Source organism: Stenotrophomonas maltophilia (assembly GCF_001274595.1).
In the GTDB taxonomy this organism is placed as follows: domain Bacteria; phylum Pseudomonadota; class Gammaproteobacteria; order Xanthomonadales; family Xanthomonadaceae; genus Stenotrophomonas; species Stenotrophomonas forensis.
Genome location: NZ_CP011010.1, coordinates 3,119,288 through 3,138,864, shown reverse-complemented (window position 1 = coordinate 3,138,864; position 19,577 = coordinate 3,119,288). Strand labels below are relative to the sequence as shown.

Below are 19,577 nucleotides of genomic sequence, written 5' to 3'. Positions count from 1 at the left end.
TGGCCCGGCGGTATCCGGTAAAATCAATCTTCGATTTCCATGCCATAAGCTGGGCTACTGCCTGCCATGATGAATCTTGCCCATTGGCGCCTGCTGGTTGCGGTGGCCGACGAGGGAACCATCTCGCGCGGCGCCGATCGCGTCGGCATCAGCCAATCCGGTGCCAGCCAGGCGCTGGCCCAGTTGGAGGCCTCGCTGGGCTTTGCGGTCTTCGTACGCGAGCGGCGTCAGGTGGAGATCACCGCGCTGGGGCAGCGAGTGCTCGAACACGCACGCAGCATGCTGGGCGGCCTGCAGGCCATCCGCGCGCTGGCCGACGATAGCCGGGGGGTGAGTGGAGTCCGCATCCGCCTGGCCAGCTTTCCTTCGATCATCTCGGGCGTGTTGCCCCCGCTGTTGCGTGATTTCCGGCGGCGTCACCCGGGCATCGAGGTGGTGACCGTGGAAGGTACCGACGTGGAGGTCAAGCACTGGCTGGCATCCGGCATGGTCGATGTCGGGGTGGTGATGAACCCCGCTGCTGATCGAGACCCGCTGGCACTGGGCAGCGATGAGTGGATGGCGGTGCTGCCGCAGGCGCATCCGCTGGGGCGTCGCGCCACCGGGGGCGGGGTGGCGCTGAGCGAGCTGGCGGGCGAACCCTTCATCCTTGCAACGGGCGGCTGTACGGTGAATGGTCAGCGCCTGATGAGTGACGCTGGCCTGGAAATGGCGGACGTACGGGTGACCGTGCGCGACTGGGCCAGTGCCTGCGTACTGGTCCGCGAAGGGCTGGGTGTTTCGCTGGTGCCCGAATCCACGCTGCCTGGGGACCGGCATGGCCTGCGGGTGATGCCGCTACGGCCGCTCATCCAGCGGGTGTTCGGTCTTGTCAGTTCGGATGCCGGAAAGGCATCGCGGGCGACCCAGCTGTTGCTGGACGAGCTGCGCGGCCAATGAAAAACCCCGCCGAGGCGGGGTTTTTTGATTGCTGGAGTGTGCCGGCCAGCGGCCGGCACTGTCAGCGAACGATCAGTTCGCCTTGTGGATGGCGCGCTTGCTGACCGCCATCGCCGCGTCGTGGATCACTTCCGACAGCGACGGGTGGGCGTGGCAGATGCGGGCCAGGTCATCGGCCGAGCCGCTGAACTCCATGGTCAGCACGCCTTCGTGCACCAGCTCGGAGACGTTGGCGCCGACCAGGTGCATGCCGAGGATGCGGTCGGTCTCGGCGTGGGCCAGGATCTTCACGAAACCTGCCGGCTCGATCATCGCCACGGCACGGCCGTTGGCGGCGAACGGGAAGCTGCCGGCCTTGTACGGAATGCCTTCGGCCTTCAGCTGGGCTTCGGTCTTGCCGACCCAGGCCAGTTCCGGCTCGGTGTAGATGACCCACGGAATGGTGTCGAAGTTGACGTGGCCCGGCAGGCCGGCGATCAGCTCAGCCACCGCGATGCCTTCCTCGAAGCCCTTGTGCGCCAGCATCGGGCCGCGCACGCAGTCGCCGACCGCCCACACGCCGTTGACGCCGGTGTGGCAGTGCGCGTCGACTTCGATCTGGCCGCGCTCGTTGATCTTGACGCCGGTGCCTTCAGCCAGCAGGCCCTTGGTGGCGGCGCGACGGCCAACGGCCACCAGCAGCTTGTCCACGGTCAGGGTCTTTTCGCCTTCGCTGTCGGTGTAGGTGACAACGACTTCCTTCTTCTTGCCCTTGCCGGTGATCTCGGTCTTGGAGACCTTGGCACCCAGGCGGATGTCCAGGCCCTGCTTCTTGAATTCCTTGGCAGCGGTCTTGGCCACTTCGGCGTCGGCCACGGCCAGGAACTCCGGCAGAGCTTCCAGGATGGTGACTTCAGCGCCCAGGCGCTTCCACACGCTGCCCAGTTCCAGGCCGATCACGCCGGCGCCGATCACCGCCAGGCGGTTCGGCACTTCGGTGAAGTCCAGGCCGCCGACGTTGTCGACGATGGTCTCGCCGTCGAACTTGGCGAACGGCAGTTCGATCGAATCCGAACCGGCGGCGATGATCACGTTGGTGCCCTTCAGCTCGACGATGGAACCGTCATGCTGGGTGACCTTGACCACGTTGCCCGGCTGCAGTTCGCCGAAGCCGTAGTAGGCGGCGACCTTGTTGGCCTTGAACAGCATGCCGATGCCGCCGGTGAACTGCTTGACGATCTTGTCCTTGCGGCCAACCATCGCCTCGACGTCGATCTTGGCATCCTTGAAGCTGATGCCATGGTCGCCAAAGATGTGGCCCATGTTCCAGAACTGGCGCGAGGAATCCAGCAGCGCCTTGGACGGGATGCAGCCCACGCGCAGGCAGGTGCCACCCAGGGCCGGCTTGCCGTCCTTGCCCAGCGCTGCGTCGATGCAGGCGGTCTTCAGGCCCAGCTGTGCCGCGCGGATGGCAGCGTGGTAACCGGCCGGGCCGGCACCGATGACGACGACGTCGAATTGTTCAGCCATTGAATTATTCCTTGATGCATTACCAGAACCCCTCCGCGCGGGCGCGGAGGGGCGGGAGGTGTCTTACAGGCCGAACAGCATGCGGCCCGGGTTTTCCAGCTGGTTCTTGATGTCCACCAGGAACTGCACCGAGTCCTTGCCATCGATGATGCGGTGGTCGTAGGACAGCGCCAGGTACATCATCGGCGCGATCACGACCTGGCCGTTCTGGGCGATCGGACGCTCCTTGATGGCGTGCATGCCCAGGATGGCGCTCTGCGGCGGGTTGATGATCGGGGTCGACAGCAGCGAGCCGAAGGTGCCGCCGTTGGTCACGGTGAAGGTGCCGCCCTGCAGTTCTTCCAGGCTCAGCTTGCCGTCACGCGCCTTCTTGGCGTAGTCGGCGATGGTCTTCTCGATGTCGGCGAACGACATGCGCTCGACGTTGCGCAGGACCGGGGTGACCAGGCCCTTCTCGGTCGAGACGGCGATCGAGATGTCCGAGTAGCCGTGGTAGATGATGTCGTCGCCGTCGATCGAGGCGTTGACCAGCGGGAAGCGCTGCAGCGCGTTGGCAGCGGCCTTCACGAAGAAGCTCATGAAGCCCAGCTTGATGCCGTGGGCCTTGACGAACTCGTCCTGCAGTTCCTTGCGCGCCGCCGACACCTTGGACAGGTCGACTTCGTTGAAGGTGGTCAGCATGGCGGTCGAGTTCTTCGACTCCATCAGGCGCTCGGCGATGCGCTTGCGGATGCGGGTCATCGGCACGCGCTCTTCCGGACGTGCGCCACCGGCCTTGCCGGCGCCGCCGTTGCGGGCGAAGTTGACGATGTCTTCCTTGGTCACGGCGCCGCGGCGGCCGGTGCCGTCGACGTCGGCCGGGTTCACGCCTTCAGTGATGGCGGTAAAGCGGGCGCCCGGCGGCAGCGCGTCGGCGGCCGACTTGGCAGCCGGGGCCGGAGCGGCAGCAGCGGCCGGAGCCGCAGCGGCCGGCGCGGCCTCTGCCTTCTTCTCTTCAGCGGCCGGGGCCGGGGCAGCGGCCACGGCGCCTTCTTCGATGATCGCCACGACCTGGCTGGAGGTCACGGTCGAGCCTTCGGCGAACTTGATTTCCTTGAGCACGCCGTCGACCGGCGACGGCACTTCCAGGACGACCTTGTCGGTTTCCAGGTCAAGCAGGTTTTCGTCGCGCTTGACGGCGTCGCCCACCTTCTTGTGCCAGGTGGCGATGGTGCCGTCGGCGACGGATTCGGGCAGTACCGGGGCTTTGACTTCGGTGGCCATTGCGGGAGCTTCCTGGTTTGTCTTCTAAATAGGGGGAGGATTATTCAGCGAACGTGTCGTTGAACGGGTTGACCAGTGCATCGGCGACCAGCTGCTGCTGTTCGCGGACGTGGTCAGCCATGTGACCGGCAGCCGGCGAAGCCGAACGTGCGCGACCGGCGTAGTGCAGGTTCTGGCCATCGGCCAGGCAGAACTGCAGGTGGTGGCGGATCTGGTACCACGCACCCTGGTTCTGCGGTTCTTCCTGCGTCCACACCACGTCGGTGGCCTTGCCGTACTTCTTCAGTTCGGCGGCCAGCAGCGCACGCGGGAACGGATACAGCTGCTCCACGCGGATGATCGCCACGTCGTCCTGGCCACGCTTGGTCTGGTCTTCCAGCAGGTCGTAGTAGACCTTGCCCGAGCACAGCACCACGCGCTTGACCTTCTTGGCATCGGCGTTGGCGTCGCCGATCAGGTGCTGGAACTCGCCGTTGGCCAGTTCGTCCAGGGTCGACACAGCCAGCTTGTGGCGCAGCAGCGACTTCGGCGACATCACCACCAGCGGCTTGCGGGTGGTCAGGTGCAGCTGGCGGCGCAGCATGTGGAAGGCCTGTGCCGGGGTCGACGGCACCACCACCAGCATGTTTTCCAGCGCGCACAGCTGCAGGAAGCGCTCCAGGCGCGCCGAGCTGTGTTCCGGGCCTTGCCCTTCGTAGCCATGCGGCAGCAGCAGGGTCAGGCCGGAAATACGGCCCCACTTGGCTTCACCGGCGGCGATGAACTGGTCGATCACCACCTGGGCGCCGTTGGCGAAGTCGCCGAACTGGCCTTCCCAGATGCACAACGTGTTCGGATCGGTGGTGGAGAAGCCGTACTCATAGGCCATCACCGCTTCTTCGCTCAGCAGCGAGTCGATGACGGTGGCCTTTTCCGGAGAATCCACCAGCTGCCGCAGCGGCATGTAGTAGTTGTCGGTCTTCTGGTCGTGCAGGATCGCGTGGCGGTGCGTGAACGTACCGCGGCCGACGTCCTGGCCGACCAGGCGCAGCGCATGGCCTTCGTCGAGCAGGGTGGCGTAGGCCAGGTTCTCGGCAAAGCCCCAGTCGCCCGGGATCTCGCCGGCGGCCATCTTGCGGCGGTCGTCGTAGACCTTGGCCACGCGCGAGTGCAGCTGCACTTCGTCCGGCACGGTGTTGATCAGCTTGGCCAGCTCGACCAGCTTGCTCTTCTCGACCTTGGTCGAGACCGGATCGGACAGCTTGCCTTCCAGCAGCTTCGGCCAATCGACGAACAGCGGGCTGCTCGGCGGGGTCTTCTCGACCTTGGCCAGCTCGGTGGTCACTTCACCGGCGTCCAGCTTCTCGCGGTACGCATCGACCATCGCCTTGCCGGCGCCAGCGGCGATCACGCCCGCCTTTTCCAGCTGCTCGGCGTACATCTCGCGGGTGGTGGCGTGCTTGCGGATCACCTGGTACATCAGCGGCTGGGTGATCGCCGGCTCGTCGGCCTCGTTGTGGCCCCAACGGCGGTAGCACATCAGGTCGATGACCACGTCCTTGGCGAACGTCTGGCGGAACTCGAAGGCCAGCTGTGCGGCGAACACCACCGCTTCCGGATCATCGCCGTTCACGTGCAGCACCGGGGCGGCGATCATCTTCGCCACGTCGGTGGCGTAGCGCGTGGAGCGCGTATCCAGCGGGTTGGAGGTGGTGAAGCCGACCTGGTTGTTGACCACGATGTGCACGGTGCCGCCGACGGCGAAGCCGCGGGCCTGCGACATCTGGAACAGTTCCATGACCACGCCCTGGCCGGAGAAGGCCGCGTCGCCGTGGATCAGGATCGGCATCACCTGCTTGCGCGCGGTGTCCTTGCGGCGCTCCTGGCGCGAACGCACGGAACCGGCCACGACCGGGTCGGCGATTTCCAGGTGCGACGGGTTGAACGCCAGCGCCAGGTGCACCGGGCCGCCGTCGGTGGCGACGTCGGCCGAGAAGCCCATGTGGTACTTCACGTCACCGGCCGAGGCGTGCTCGTCGTGCTCGAACTTGCCTTCGAATTCGTCGAACAGCTTGCGCGGGTTCTTGCCCAGGGTGTTGACCAGCACGTTCAGGCGGCCGCGGTGGGCCATGCCGATCACCACGTCCTTGACGCCATCCTTGCCGGCGCTGCGGATGATGGTGTCCATCATCGGGATCAGCGAGTCGCCGCCTTCCAGCGAGAAGCGCTTCTGGCCGACGTACTTGGTGTGCAGGTAGCGTTCCAGGCCCTCGGCCGCGGTCAGGCGCTCCAGGGTGCGGCGCTGGGTGTCAGCGTCCAGCTGGTAGTTGCCGCCGGCCGCTTCCAGCTTCTTGTAGATCCACTGGCGCTGCTCGACCTCGGAGATGTGCATGAACTCCGCACCGATCGAGCCGGTGTAGGTCGCCTTCAGGCGCGCCAGCAGGTCGCGCAGCTTCATGCGCGGCTGGCCACCGACGCCGCCGGTGCTGAATTCGCTGTTGAGGTCGCCATCGGACAGGCTGTGGAACGGCAGGCCCAGGTCCGGGGTGTTGACCGGCGTGGTCAGGCCCAGCGGGTCCAGGCGGGCGTCCAGATGGCCGCGCGACCGGTAGGCGGTGATCAGACGACCGACATTGCGCTCACGCTCGTCGCCCGCACCGTTGCCGGTGCCGGCTTTCAGCGCATCCTTGGCCGCGTCCGCAATGTGGGAGATGACGGCCGAGTGCGGAATGTCACCTGCTTCGCGGCCCTTGAAGCCGTCGAAGTAGGTTTTCCATTTGGGATCGACACTATCCGGGGAGACCAGGTACTGCTCGTACAGGTCCTCGACATAGGAGGCGTTGCCGCCGGCGAGTTGCGAAGATTGCGCAAACTGCTTCAGTTGATTGTCCACGATGGAGGGTGTTGATTCGCTTTGTGGGGTATGGCTTCAGAAGGACCCGGCAGGAAGATGAATAGCCATGCGCGGGCGCGTTCAAACAGCCAAATTGTACCCCCAACCGGACACGAAGGGGCGCCGCCCGAGGCATCGCAGGTCCACCGGTGCCGCTTCCAGACAGGTTGAGGCAGCCCGCTCCGCTCAGAGGCCGAGCGCGCGAAGTTCGCTGCAATCGCGCGAACGGTCCCAGACACGCTGCAATTGCTGCTCGAACGGCTGCGAACGTGCCGGTAGCGCGATGCCGGCCTCGCCGTCGAGGCGGTGGCCGATCAGACGAAAGTAGAAGTCGCCGGCATCGTTGAGCACGCACGCCGAGGCCAGCGCACGGTCGATCGGATCGGAGACCTCGCGGATCTGGATCACGCTTGGCAGGCGCTGGGCCAGCGCCAGCAGGGGCGCTCCGGCCGAGGCGATCGCCGCCGCATCGTGCACGATCACCCGCAGCTGCTTGTCGTGGCGGGCAGTGACGAAACGGCGCAGGGCGGCCTGCACGGGCGGTGTGTCGAGCAGGCCCGGGTCCAGCTGGCGGCTGTGCAGCCACAGCTGGCGACGGGCGCGATGGACGATGGCGGTGGTGATGTCCACCGCTTCGGCGCGGCTGTCGATGGCGCTGGCCGCGCCCAGCCGGCGGCGCATCTGCTGGTGACCGATGCCGGCTTCTTCAAACACATCGCCCTCGGGCAGGAAGCCCTGGCGGGCATAGAACGCCCGGGCCGGCAGCTGGGCGTGCAGATGCAGTTCGGCCAGGCCGAGCCGGCGCCCGGCCTCGACCAGGGCCAGCAGCAGGGCCTCACCCACCCCGTGGCTGCGATGGCTGGCCAGCACCGCCATGCGACCGATACGGCCGTCCGGTGCCAGCCGGCCGGTGCCGACCGGCCGGTCTTCAGCGTCCAGCGCCAGCACATGGGCGCTGACCGGGTCCAGCGCATCGCGTTCCAGCTCGGCGGCGATGCCCTGTTCCTGCACGAACACGCGCTGGCGCACGTCGTGGATCGCGACGTGGGCGTCGGCGTGGCTGACCTGCTGGACCCGGATCATCGTGATGGCTCAGGCGCGGCCGGTCTCGCTGTCGTCTTCCTCGTCGTCCTCGAAGTTGACGATGACTTCGATGCCGTCGTCATGGACGGTCACGGTGTGGACATCGTCGGACACCGCGTCGTCGTCGATCGCGTCCACGCGGTCACGGCCTTCGACCACCTCGCCCAGCACCACGCTGTCCTCGCCGTCGTCCTCGTCTTCGGCGTCATACAGCTCGTTGGGGTCGATCAGCTGGAACACGCCGCCGACCAGCAGCCGCTGGACCACGGCACGGCCCTTGTCGGACAGGCCGCGGTAGGCGGCGGCGTCGAGCTGCTCGGCACCGGCCAGGCGCTGCGCGTCCTTCACCGGCAGAGCGAAGTCCTGGCCGCTGACGTACAGGCTGGCACCGCGCTTGGCCCGGCGCCAGGCCAGGCGCGCCCACGGGTGGCGCTGCAGCAGCAGGCCCGACGCCAGGGCCTGGACCACTTCTTCCGCTGCCGGTGCGGCCTGGTGGGCCATCACTTCGCCGGCGGCGCGGTAGGTGGTGATGAAGCGGCCGAACCAGTCGCCCAGCTTGTCCGGGTCGTTCATGCGGATCGCATTGAGGGCGGTGATCACCCGGGCCATCGCCACCGTGTCGATCTCGTTCGGGTCGGCCGGCACCTTCAGGTCGGCATCCTGGTAGCGGATGTTCTCGTCGGCATCGGCGATCAGGGTATCCAGGTAGTCGCTGATCAGCTCGGCCGAGGACGGCGCGCGCATGCCGAACGAGAAGGTCAGGCACGGGTCTTCAGCCACGCCGTGGTGCGGCACGTTCGGCGGCAGGTACAGCATGTCGCCCGGTGCCAGCACCCAGTCGTGGGTCGGCTTGAACACCTTCAGCAGCTTCAGTTCCACGTCCGGGCGGAAGCCCAGCGGTGGCTGCTTGCCCTTGATCGATTCGCTGGCGTCGATCTGCCAGCGGCGGTGGCCATGGGCCTGCAGCAGGAACACGTCGTACTGGTCGACGTGGGCGCCGACCGAGCCACCGGTGGCGGCGAAGCTGATCATCACGTCATCCATGCGCCAGCGCGGCAGGAAGCTGAAGTGCTCGATCAGGGCACGCACGTCCTTGTCCCACTTGTCCACGTCCTGTACCAGCAGAGTCCAGTCGTGGTCGGGGAGGGCGGGGAAGATGTCTTCCTGGAACGGGCCAGTGCGCACGCGCCAGCCATCCTGGGCCTTGTCATGTTCGATCAGGCGCGCCAGCACGCCTTCCTCGCAGGCCAGGCCCGCCAGGTCTTCCGGTTGCACCGGGGTCTGGAAATCCGGGAAGGCATTGCGGATCAGCAGCGGGCGCTTCTGCCAGAAATCGCGCAGGAAGACGGCCGGGGCCATGCCCAGCGGCTGGCCGGGGCGTGCGGTGACTTCGATCAGGGGGGCGGAGGACTTGCGGGCGGCCATGGGGAATCCTTGCAGCGGAAAACGGGAGGGCGGCACGGCGGGCCGCCTGAGGCCTCCATTGTCCGCCGTTCGCTGGGATTGCGCACGTGCGCGGGTTTGTCGCGGGGGTTCCGGCCAACGGCGGAGCCCCTCGTGGCGGGGGGGGCGCAGAAGGCAGAAGCCGCGCTGGGCCGGGTGGGGTGGGTTCGCGGGACACGCCGTAAACCCATCCATGGGGGCTCGATGGCGCCATCCATGGCGCCAACGGTCCCGCGAACCCACCCCACCCGGCCCCTGACAGTTTCCTGCGCGGCCCGCCACGGAATGGAAAAGAGAATCAAGGGCAACAGCGGGGCGCGCGCTGCGCTTGCTCATTCCAAAACAAAAGAGGGACGCGGCGAAGCCGCGTCCCTCTTTCAAAATTCCGTCCCGACAACCCAATGCTCTTCGATCCGTCACCAGGAATGTGTCAGAGGTGGGTCGGGAGGGGCCAGCGGGACCGTTGGCGCCATGGATGGCGCCATCGAGCCCCCATGGATGGGTTTACGGCGTGTCCCGCTGGCCCCTCCCGACCCGCCCAGCTGGCATCAATCCAGAGCCGCTTTTGACGTTGCTGTTGCCGTTGCCGTTGCTGTTGCCGTTGCCGTTGCCGTTGCCTGCCGCAGGCAGCGCCCGCGGCCGCCGCCGCAAAGGAAACCCCTTAGATCTTCTTCGCCAGCGACTCAGCCAGGCCGGTGTAGCTGCCCGGAGTCATCTCCAGCAGGCGCTGCTTCGCATCCGCCGGCAGCTCCAGCCCCTGCACGAACGCCCGCATCGACTCGGCGGTGATGCCCTGGCCACGGGTCAGCGCCTTCAGCTGCTCGTACGGGTTCGGCAGGCCGTGGCGACGCATCACCGTCTGCACGGCCTCGGCCAGCACTTCCCAGGCCGCGTCCAGATCGGCGTCCAGGCGCTGCGGGTTCACTTCCAGCTTGCCCAGGCCCTTGGCCAGCGAATCCAGCGCCACCTGGCTGTGGCCGAACGCGGTGCCCAGCGCACGCAGCACGGTGGAGTCGGTCAGGTCACGCTGCCAGCGGCTGATCGGCAGCTTCGCGCTGAAGTGCTCGAACAGCGCGTTGGCGATGCCGAAGTTGCCTTCGGCGTTCTCGAAATCGATCGGATTGACCTTGTGCGGCATCGTCGACGAGCCGACTTCGCCTTCCTTCAGGCGCTGCTTGAAGTAGCCCAGCGAGATGTAGCCCCAGATGTCGCGGGCCAGGTCGATCAGGATGATGTTGGCGCGGCGTGCGGCATCGCCGATCTCGGCGACGTTGTCGTGCGGCTCGATCTGCGTGGTGTACGGGTTGAACACCAGGCCCAGGCCGGTCACGAAGCGCTCGGCGAAGGCCGGCCAGTCCACGTCCGGGTAGCTGGCCACGTGCGCGTTGTAGTTGCCGACCGCGCCGTTGATCTTGCCGGTCAGTTCGACTGCGGCGATCTGCCTGCGCTGGCGTTCCAGGCGCGCGACCACGTTGGCCAGCTCCTTGCCCAGGGTGGTCGGCGACGCGGTCTGGCCATGGGTGCGCGACAGCATCGGCTGGCCGGCCTGGGCGTGGGCCAGGGTGCGCAGGGAGGCGGCGATGCCGTCCAGGGTCGGCAGCAGCACTTCGCGGCGGGCCTGTTCCAGCATCAGGCCGTAGCTGAGGTTGTTGATGTCTTCGCTGGTGCAGGCGAAATGCACGAATTCCAGCGCCGGGGCCAGCTCGGCGTCGTCCTTCAGCTGTTCCTTGATGAAGTACTCCACCGCCTTGACGTCGTGGTTGGTGGTGCGCTCGATCTCCTTGACGCGCGCGGCCTGGGCCGGGCTGAAGTTGGCGGCCAGCGCGCGCAGGCGGGCGACGGCGGCGTCGGAGAACGGGGCCAGTTCGACGATGCCCGGCTCGGCGGCCAGGGCCAGCAGCCATTCCACCTCGACCGTGATGCGGGCCTTGATCAGGCCATATTCGGAGAAGATCGGGCGCAGGGCGTCGACCTTGCCGGCGTAACGGCCATCAAGCGGGGACAGGGCGAGCAGGGCGGAATCGGACATGTCGGCAGGGCGGGGACGAGCGGCGGGGGCCATATTCTACGACGTGCCGGTCAGGTAGTGCCGGCCGCTGGCCGGCGACCACACCCGGCCAGCGATTCCATGCGCTGCCGGCCAGCGGCCGGCACTACCCTGGAGCGTGCAGAACGGCCGCGCAGGCGGAACGATCTGGCCCGCCCTCGTCATCCCACGCTGCAGGCAAGGGAGTATCGTTGTCGCAGCCGCCAGCCCGGGAAGCGACACCCTGCCAGCCGCCGCTTCCCTTTCCCCAACTGAAGTAGTGCGGAGTTGATGCAATGAGCAAAGCTGCAAGCAAGGGTGCCACCCCGGGATTCCGGATCGAACATGACAGCATGGGCGAGCTGCAGGTGCCTGCCGATGCCCTGTGGGGTGCGCAGACCCAGCGCGCCGTACAGAACTTCCCGGTCTCGGGCCAGCGCATGCCACGTGGTTTCATCCGCGCGCTGGGCCTGGTCAAGGGCGCCGCCGCCGGCGTCAACGCCGAGCTGGGCCACCTGCCCAAGACCGTGGCCAAGGCGATCCAGGTCGCGGCCGCCGAAGTGGCCGCCGGTGACTGGGACGCGCATTTCCCGATAGACGTCTACCAGACCGGTTCGGGCACGTCCTCGAACATGAATGCCAACGAGGTCATCGCCACCCTGGCCAACCGTGCCGGCAAGGCGGGCAAGACCACGGTGCATCCCAACGACCACGTCAACCAGGGGCAGAGCTCCAACGACGTGATCCCGACCGCGCTGCGCGTGTCGGCGGTGCTGGCGGCGCATGAACAGCTGCTGCCGGCGCTGGTGCACCTGCGCAAGACCCTGGACAAGAAGGGCCGCAGCCTGCGCAAGGTGGTCAAGACCGGGCGCACCCACCTGATGGATGCGATGCCGCTGACCTTCGAGCAGGAGTTCGGCGCGTGGTCGGCGCAGCTCGCCTCGGCGCAGGAACGCATCGAGGACAGCCTCAAGCGCGTGCGTCGCCTGCCGCTGGGCGGTACCGCGATCGGCACCGGCATCAATGCCGACCCGCGCTTCGGCGCGCAGGTGGCCAAGGCACTGAAGCAGCAGACGTCCTTCAAGTTCGACAGCGCCGAGAACAAGTTCGAGGGCCTGGCCGCGCAGGACGATGCGGTTGAACTGTCCGGCCAGCTCAATGCGCTGGCGGTGGCGCTGATCAAGATCGCCAATGACCTGCGCTGGATGAACGCCGGTCCGCTGGCCGGGCTGGGCGAGATCGAACTGCCGGCGTTGCAGCCGGGCAGCTCGATCATGCCGGGCAAGGTCAATCCTGTGATTCCGGAAGCGACGGTGATGGCCTGCGCGCAGGTGATCGGCCACCACACCGCGATCACCGTGGCCGGGCAGACCGGCAACTTCCAGCTCAATGTCACCCTGCCATTGATCGCAGTGAACCTGCTCGATGGCATCGGTCTGCTGGCCAATGTGTCCACGCTGCTGGCTGACAGCGCCATCGCCGGCCTGAAGGTGCGCGAGGACCGCGTGGCCGAGGCGCTGGCGCGCAACCCGATCCTGGTCACTGCATTGAACCCGATCATCGGCTACGAGAAGGCGGCGGCGATCGCCAAGCGGGCGTACAAGGAACAGCGCCCGGTGCTGGACGTGGCGCTGGAGGACAGCGGCCTGGACGAGGCCGAACTGCGCCGCCTGCTGGACCCGGCCGCGCTGACTGCCGGCGGCATCCAGGCCGGGGGCGGTGGCGCCGGCGGTTGATCGAACGGCGTGCGGACCAAGGTTCACACCCACCACACGCAGGAACGCCGCCCTCGGGCGGCGTTTTTCTTCAGCGGCGGTCGGCGACGATGTTGCCGAAGGTGTCGGTGTAGTCCTTGAATTCGGGGATGCGCTGGATCAGGTCTGCCGGAATCACCTCCATGCCCTCCGGCGGCTGGATCTTCACCGGCTGCATGTTCGGGTCGGCCGGGGCGGCGACCAGGGTGTTCTGGCGCAGCACCTGCAGCTTGCCGAACATGGTCTGCAGCATCTGCTTCTGCGCGTCGTCCAGCGGAATCTGGATCTCGTCCACCTTCATCGTGCCATCGCCGAGGATGATGATGTTCGGTGCCGGCGGGCGACGCACGGTGACCATGCCTTCGCTGACGGAAATCTTCGGCTTGCCGCGCTCGGCGCGGTGGTTGCGGTAATCCTTGTCACAGCCGACCAGGCCCAGGCAGAGCAGGGCGGCCAGCAGCAGGAACAACTTCTTCATGGCATTCGGTTCGGGGACGTCCGGGGCCGCCATTGTAAGCCCGCCAGCGCAGCCCGGCCGACCGTGGAATGCCAGGGGCGGCCGGGTGCGCTGATTTGACTCACCTGGAGAACGTGGCGCCGTTGTTCTTGCCGCAGTCGTCCACGTCACTCTGGTCCATGGTTGCGTACGGCTTGAACGCAGGCAGTTCACGCGCCAGTGCCTGTTGGCTGGCCAGCATCGCCGGGAGGCGTTCGCAGATGCGCTTGGCCTGGGCCTCGATCTTTGCGGCTTCGGCGTTGATGCGCTTCTCCACGCCTTCGCTGTCGCCGCTGAAGATGCCCTTCAGTGCTTCACCGGCCGCATTGGCTCCCAGCTTGGCGCCGGCCAGGCCGATATCCATGCCGTCCATCGCGATGGCTACAACGTGGCCACGGTATTCCTGCAGGTGGCGGCGCTGGGTGTCATTGGCGGTGATTTCCTTGCCCGCGATCAGCAGGCGGCCATCCGGGGTGATTTCAGCGCGTGGCTGCTGGTCGGCGGAGATCTTGATGTTGCCCTCGGTGATCTCCTTATGGGCATCGTCAATGGCTTGCTTGACCGTATCGCCGACACCGCTGGTGGCTTCGGCGACGCTCTTGCCGACGGTCTTGTCGGATGGGGAGGACGTGCCACCGCAGGCGATCAGCGGCAGGCACAGCAGGGTGGCGGGCAACAGGCGCGACAGCTTCATGGTGGTCCCCTGGACGTGTCTGGAAGAGGTTACTTGCCGCGCGGCAGGGTGACCCTGCCACTGACGTTGCGGTGCTCGACATCGCCGCTGCCGCTGTGGTCGACGGTCAGGCTGCCGCGAACGCCGTCGACCTGGATGTCGCCCGAACCGTGGCTGCGGACATGCACATCGCCGCCGATGTCGGCCAGGTCGACGCCGCCGGAGCCGACCACGCCGACTTCAACGCTGCCCTGCACGCGCTTGAACTCGATATCGCCCGAACCGACGGTATCCAGCCGGGCATTGCCGCGCACATCGCTGATCTTCAGGTCGCCGGAGCCGACCGTACCGGTGCTGGCGTTACCGCTGATGTTGCGCACGTTGACGTCGCCGGAACCCAGCGACAGCAGGTTCAGCGAACCACCGCCATCGATGTTGAGGTCGCCCGAACCCACTGCCGCATGGATGTCGCCGCGGGTGCCGCGGGCCACCGCATCACCAGAGCCGACATCCACGCTGAGCGACTGTGCGTTCTCCACGCTGGCGTCGCCGGAGCCGACCTTGAGCTGCAGCGGCAGGTTGTCCGGCACGCTGCCGCGGATATCCAGCCAGGCGTAGCTGTTGCCGAGGCTGATGCCACTGTTGCGGCCCTCGCGGCGCAGGCTTACCACCAGCTTGTCGCCCTCCTTGCGCTGGTCCAGCACCAGCTGATCAAGCCACTCCTGGCTGGATGCACAGGCACGACCGTCAAGCTGGCCGCCGCCCTTGCTGGCGACGATCTTCAGGTCATGCTGGTTGACTTCGAACACCACCGCCCGCGCACCGGCCACATCCAGCTTCAACGTGCGCGCAGCAGTGAACTTGCAGTTCGGGGCATCGGCAGCGAGTGCCGACAGCGGCAACAGCAACAACGCGGAACAGGCGAGCAGGGAACGCATGGGTGGTGCCTCCAGGTGGATGGAATCAGATCTCGCCGGCGCGCTTGCGCAGGCGGATGGCGAGGAAGATGAACACTGCACCGACGGCGGCACCGATCCACAGTTCCGGCATCGCCAGGGATTGCAGCTGTGCTCCAGGGCCAAGCAGTGAGGCGATGGACTTCAGGTCGCTGTGCGAATTGTTCACGCCGACGCGGTACACCAGGTCCATGCCCGGAACGGCACCCAGCAGCAGGCGGCCGACGATGTTCTGCCAGAACCAGCCGGTGGTCAGGCCGATCAGCGGCATGACCTTGGTGGTGCTGATGATGACGCCGGCGAACAGTGGCAGCATCACCGCCCACAGGAACGGCTTGGTGCGTGCCCAGGCCGAGCACAACAGCAGCCAGCCGGCGGTGGGCAGCGCCCACAGGGCGTAGACCGGGATCCAGGCCAGATGGCCGGCGACCAGGGTCAGCGGGCTGGCCGGCCCCCAGATCAGCGTCATCGGGCTGCCGCCGTGGGCCAGCGCAACGATGCTGATCACCAGCATGAAGCCGAACATGGTGATGATGCCGGCAATCACCGCGATCAGCGGTGCGATGATCAGTGCACTGATCACCTTGGACAGCACGGTCTGGGTGTCCGACAGCGGCAGCGACTTCCAGAACAGGATGCTGCGGTCGCGACGGTCGTCGTAGAGCGCGCCCAGGCAATAGAAGAACACCACGAAGGCCAGCACCAGGAACGGCCAGGCCGAGCTGAGCACCAGGGTCAGGTCGAGGCCGTTGCCAAGGTCGGCCAGGTCCTTGCCATTGATGTTGCGGGTGAGCAGTGCCAGGTCCAGGCCATTGACGTTGACGCTTTCGCCATCGACATGCAGCCCGCCGCTGCGTGCGGCGCGGTTCAACGCGAACAGGCCGAAGGCGATGCCGATGCTGCTCATCACCAGCGAGATGAGGCCGGCGATCAGCGGCGCGTAGAGGAAGCCGCCGCGGTTTTCCCAGTACTCGCGCTTGAGCAGCCAGCGCAGGGTACCCAGCGGACTGACGGGGTGGTTGACGGCATTCATGCGTAGGTCCCCTTCATGATGGCGACGAACAGGTCGGCCAGGCCCGGGATGCGGGTCTCGCCAAGGGTCGAAAGCTGGTCGCGTGGTACGCCATCGAACAGCATCACGGTCTTGCCGAACGCCAGGCTGCGCTCGTCGATCGGCTTCAGCGCGCGGGCGGTTTCCAGCTGGTCGGCATTGACCAGCAGCTCGGTGTAACGCTGGCCGACGTCGTCCATTTCCGCATCGAGCACGATGCGGCCATCGCGGATGAACATCACGTCGCTGAGGATGTGCTCGATCTCTTCCACCTGGTGGGTGGTGACGATGATGGTCTTCTGCTCGTCGAAGTAGTCTTCCAGCAGGCGCTGGTAGAACTCCTTGCGATACAGGATGTCCAGGCCCAGGGTGGGTTCGTCCAGCACCAGGATGCGGGCATCGATGGCCATCACCAGTGCCAGGTGCAGCTGCACGATCATGCCCTTGGACAGTTCGCGCACGCGCTGCCTGGGCTGCAGCTTGGTGTTGGCCAGGAAGCGCTCGCAGCGGGCGCGGTCGAAGCGCGGGTGGACGCCGGCCACGAAATCGATCGCCTCGCGCACCTTCAGCCAGCGCGGCAGCACGGCAACGTCGGCGATGAAGCAGATGTCGTTCATCAGCTCGTCGCGGTGCAGCCGCGGGTCGCGGCCGAGCACATTGAGTTCGCCTTCCACCGAGGTCAGGCCGAGGATGGCCTTCAACGCAGTGGTCTTGCCCGCGCCGTTGGGGCCGATCAGGCCGACGATGCGTCCGCTCGGAATGCTGAAGCTGGCATTGTCGAGGGCGACCGTGGTCTTGTAGGCCTTGCGCAGGCCTCGGGCGGTGATGACCGATTCGCTTGCAGTGCTATTCATCAGACTTTCCCCTGGGGCAGCAATTCGTCGAGGCTCAGGCCCAGGCGCTGGATGCGCTCCAGCACCGCCGGCCATTCTTCGTTGAGGAAGCGGTCCCGCTCGCTGCTGCGCAGCTGCGTGGCCGCCTGCTCGGTCATGAACATGCCCAGGCCGCGGCGCTTCTCGACCAGGCCTTCATCGGCCAGTTCCTGGTAAGCGCGCGAAACGGTGATGGGGTTGAGTTGATAGTCGGCGGCCACCTGGCGCACCGAAGGCAGGGCATCGCCCGGCTTGAGGATTCCGTCGAGCATCATGGCGATCACACGCTCCTTCAACTGACGGTAGATGGGAGCGCCGTCGCTCCACTGGATGTCGCTCATATTCAGCTCCGTGGGGTCAGCGGCTGGGCGAACGAGAAATACGGCATGGACAGGGAGCTGTGCAGCCGACGCGGGGGAGGGGGGGAGGAGTCGGCGTTCCCTGCCGGCGAAGCGGTTGTGTCCTGTGCACTGCCGGAGGGCAGTGCGGTGGCGGGAGAGGCGGGCACGGCCAGCCAGGTGAGCACGAGCAGGGTGGAAACTGCAGTGACCGCAGGCGCGGTGAGCGTGCGACGCATCCGGGTGTTCATGGCTTCCCCCTGTCTCAGGTGACTGGTGTTGTATGCAACTATAACACCGGCACGCCGCCGTGCAAGTCCTTGCCGGCCCCAACTGATGGCAGGGGTGGTCATATCGCCGAAATATCCCATCAAGCAGTTGATTCTAAAGAGAAATAAATCTGTCGTGCGGCGAGGGGGCGATCGGGCTTCCATTCAGTGATGTCCATGTCATGTCATCACTGCGGTGCGCCGGCAGGCTGGGCCAGGCAAACGCCATGCCGCGCAAAGCCATCCGGGGCCTGTGCCATCAGGGCGGCAGGGGCCCGGTGCTATAGTTCGGCCGATTCCCGGCCGGTAGCGGCCGGGCCCTGTGAATGGCTACCGCGGACTGTTCCTGATGCCTCTGTCGACCGTTTCCCCGCGCCGCATGCGCGGCCTGTCCCTGCTGGTCCTGATCGTGGCTGGTGTCGCTGGTTCGGCCAGTGCCCTGGCGGCCGATCTGCTCGACCTCGAGTACCGGCCGCTGGCCAGCAAGCAGCAGGTCAACCTGCAGCAGCGCTACCACGGGCAGGTGCTGCTGGTGGTCAACACCGCCAGCAAGTGTGGCTACACGCCCCAGTACGAAGGCCTGGAGGCGCTGCAGAAGCGCTATGCCGGCCGCGGCTTCGCCGTGCTCGGGTTCCCGTCCAATGATTTCAAGGGCCAGGAGCCGGGTGACGAAAAGCAGATCCAGGATTTCTGCACGCTGACCTATGGCGTCAAGTTCCCGATGTTCGAGAAGGTGCACGTGGTCGGGGCCGAGGCCACGCCGCTGTACCATCGGCTGACCGCTGCGACCGGCGTCGCGCCGGGCTGGAACTTCCACAAATATCTGGTCGGCCGCGATGGCAAGGTCATCGCCCAGTTTGCCAGCAAGGTCACGCCGGACGATCCGCAGCTGACCGCGGCCATCGACAAGGCCCTGGCCGCAGCGGCCACGCATTGATATCCGCCACGCATGCCTCGACATCTCCGGCATGCGTGCGACAATGTTTCTTTTCGCGCCGACGTCGGCGCCCAGACACTTCCAGGAATGCAGCGAATGAAGATGGGAATGCGCGGCGCCGCGGCGTCGGTTCTGATTCTGGCGATGGGCACTTCGGGTGTCGCTCTGTCGCAACAACCGGCTGCCCCCGCAGCCGCCAAGGAGACCGCAACCTTGAATTCCCCCAAGCAGAAGCTCGGCTATGCCATCGGCCTGGACGTGGCCAAGTCGTTCACCCCGATTGCCGATGAGATCGACGTTGCCGCCCTGCGTACCGCGGTGGAGCGTTCGTTCGAAGGCCTGCAGCCGCAGATCACCCAGGAACAGGCCAAGGCCACCGATGCCGCCCTGCGCCAGGTCGTGATGGCCCGCAGTGGCCAGCAGGTACCGGGCGTTGCGCCGGGTTCGCAGCCGCCGAAGGTCGATCGCGTCAAGGTGTCGCAGATGATCGGTTCGTACTCGGTCGGCCCGTCGCTGGCGCAGCTGAAGGACGACATCGACGTCGCCTCGCTGTTTGACGCGATCAGCACCGGTCTGAACAAGGGCCAGCCCAAGATGACGGAAGCTGACGCGACCGCCACCATCCAGGCCTTCATGGGCAGCAAGCAGGCTGAAATGCAGGCCAAGGCCGCCGCCGCCGCCCAGACCAACCGCGAAGAAGGCAATGCCTTCCTGGCCAAGAACAAGACCCAGCCGGGCGTGGTGACCACCGCGTCGGGCCTGCAGTACCAGGTCATCCGCCCGGGTAGCGGCGAGCGTCCGCTGCCGAGCAGCAAGGTGCGCGTGAACTACGAAGGCAAGCTGCTCAACGGCACCGTGTTCGACAGCTCCTACGGCCGCCAGCCGGCCGAGTTCGGCCTGGACCAGGTGATCAAGGGCTGGACCGAAGGCGTCGCGCTGATGCCGGTGGGCTCGAAGTACCGCTTCTGGATTCCGGGCAACCTGGCCTACGGCGAAAACGGCACCCCGGGTGGCCCGATCGGCCCGAACGCAACTCTGACGTTCGACGTCGAGCTGCTGGGCGTCCTGCCGTAAGCGACCACGGAGCCTGCACGGA

The 19,577-nt window shown here is 66.5% G+C and carries 16 protein-coding genes; 4 read left to right on the top strand and 12 right to left on the bottom strand.

Features of this window, described 5'->3' with window-relative positions:
• Positions 1–69: 69 nt before the first annotated feature.
• A complete protein-coding gene (locus VN11_RS14400; protein WP_238581819.1) occupies positions 70–939 on the top strand; it encodes a LysR family transcriptional regulator in 870 nt (289 codons plus the stop codon).
• 72 nt (positions 940–1,011) lie between these two features.
• Here the strand turns inward: VN11_RS14400 and lpdA are convergent, their stop codons facing one another.
• The 6 genes from lpdA to purB form a co-directional block, all read right to left on the bottom strand.
• Complete coding sequence (lpdA, locus tag VN11_RS14395; RefSeq protein ID WP_008264626.1) at positions 1,012–2,448, bottom strand: dihydrolipoyl dehydrogenase; 1,437 nt, start codon at positions 2,446–2,448, stop codon at positions 1,012–1,014.
• Between the two features lie 63 nt (positions 2,449–2,511).
• Complete coding sequence (gene sucB / locus VN11_RS14390; protein WP_008265271.1) at positions 2,512–3,711, bottom strand: dihydrolipoyllysine-residue succinyltransferase; 1,200 nt, start codon at positions 3,709–3,711, stop codon at positions 2,512–2,514.
• Positions 3,712–3,751: 40 nt separating this feature from the next.
• A complete protein-coding gene (locus VN11_RS14385) occupies positions 3,752–6,583 on the bottom strand; it encodes a 2-oxoglutarate dehydrogenase E1 component (RefSeq protein ID WP_053450248.1) in 2,832 nt (943 codons plus the stop codon).
• A gap of 186 nt (positions 6,584–6,769) precedes the next feature.
• Positions 6,770–7,666 carry a GNAT family N-acetyltransferase gene (locus VN11_RS14380; protein ID WP_053450247.1) on the bottom strand — a complete coding sequence of 299 codons (897 nt, stop codon included), beginning with the start codon at positions 7,664–7,666 and terminating at the stop codon, positions 6,770–6,772.
• A gap of 9 nt (positions 7,667–7,675) precedes the next feature.
• Positions 7,676–9,091 (bottom strand): cupin domain-containing protein, encoded by a 1,416-nt coding sequence (locus tag VN11_RS14375; RefSeq protein WP_053450246.1) that lies wholly within the window; start codon positions 9,089–9,091, stop codon positions 7,676–7,678.
• 679 nt (positions 9,092–9,770) lie between these two features.
• Entirely contained in the window at positions 9,771–11,138 is a 1,368-nt protein-coding gene (purB, locus tag VN11_RS14370) for an adenylosuccinate lyase (RefSeq protein WP_053450245.1), read from the bottom strand.
• 293 nt (positions 11,139–11,431) lie between these two features.
• Here purB and VN11_RS14365 point away from each other — a divergent pair, with 293 nt between their 5' ends.
• Positions 11,432–12,871 (top strand): class II fumarate hydratase, encoded by a 1,440-nt coding sequence (locus tag VN11_RS14365; RefSeq protein ID WP_006453168.1) that lies wholly within the window; start codon positions 11,432–11,434, stop codon positions 12,869–12,871.
• A 70-nt stretch (positions 12,872–12,941) separates the two neighbouring features.
• On the opposite strand, the gene VN11_RS14360 is transcribed toward VN11_RS14365, so the two are convergent.
• The 6 genes from VN11_RS14360 to VN11_RS14335 all read right to left on the bottom strand — a co-directional run bounded on the left by VN11_RS14360 (position 12,942) and on the right by VN11_RS14335 (position 17,278).
• A complete protein-coding gene (locus VN11_RS14360; RefSeq protein WP_053451349.1) occupies positions 12,942–13,367 on the bottom strand; it encodes a hypothetical protein in 426 nt (141 codons plus the stop codon).
• A 100-nt stretch (positions 13,368–13,467) separates the two neighbouring features.
• Positions 13,468–14,079 (bottom strand): DUF2884 family protein, encoded by a 612-nt coding sequence (locus VN11_RS14355; RefSeq protein WP_053450244.1) that lies wholly within the window; start codon positions 14,077–14,079, stop codon positions 13,468–13,470.
• 29 nt (positions 14,080–14,108) lie between these two features.
• A complete protein-coding gene (locus VN11_RS14350) occupies positions 14,109–14,996 on the bottom strand; it encodes a DUF4097 family beta strand repeat-containing protein (RefSeq protein ID WP_049458772.1) in 888 nt (295 codons plus the stop codon).
• A 25-nt stretch (positions 14,997–15,021) separates the two neighbouring features.
• Positions 15,022–16,047, bottom strand: a complete 1,026-nt coding sequence (locus VN11_RS14345) for an ABC-2 transporter permease (RefSeq protein ID WP_053450243.1) — start codon at positions 16,045–16,047, stop codon at positions 15,022–15,024.
• Positions 16,044–16,919 carry an ABC transporter ATP-binding protein gene (locus VN11_RS14340; RefSeq protein WP_006453096.1) on the bottom strand — a complete coding sequence of 292 codons (876 nt, stop codon included), beginning with the start codon at positions 16,917–16,919 and terminating at the stop codon, positions 16,044–16,046. The genes VN11_RS14345 and VN11_RS14340 overlap by 4 nt, the downstream gene beginning before the upstream one ends.
• Entirely contained in the window at positions 16,919–17,278 is a 360-nt protein-coding gene (locus VN11_RS14335) for a GntR family transcriptional regulator (protein ID WP_006453095.1), read from the bottom strand. The genes VN11_RS14340 and VN11_RS14335 overlap by 1 nt, the downstream gene beginning before the upstream one ends.
• Before the next feature lie 615 nt (positions 17,279–17,893).
• Between VN11_RS14335 and VN11_RS14325 the strand changes: the two genes are divergently transcribed.
• Positions 17,894–18,481 carry a glutathione peroxidase gene (locus VN11_RS14325; protein ID WP_053451348.1) on the top strand — a complete coding sequence of 196 codons (588 nt, stop codon included), beginning with the start codon at positions 17,894–17,896 and terminating at the stop codon, positions 18,479–18,481.
• A gap of 96 nt (positions 18,482–18,577) precedes the next feature.
• On the top strand, positions 18,578–19,555 hold the full coding sequence (locus tag VN11_RS14320) for an FKBP-type peptidyl-prolyl cis-trans isomerase N-terminal domain-containing protein (RefSeq protein ID WP_053450241.1): 978 nt from the start codon (positions 18,578–18,580) through the stop codon (positions 19,553–19,555).
• Positions 19,556–19,577 lie beyond the last annotated feature (22 nt).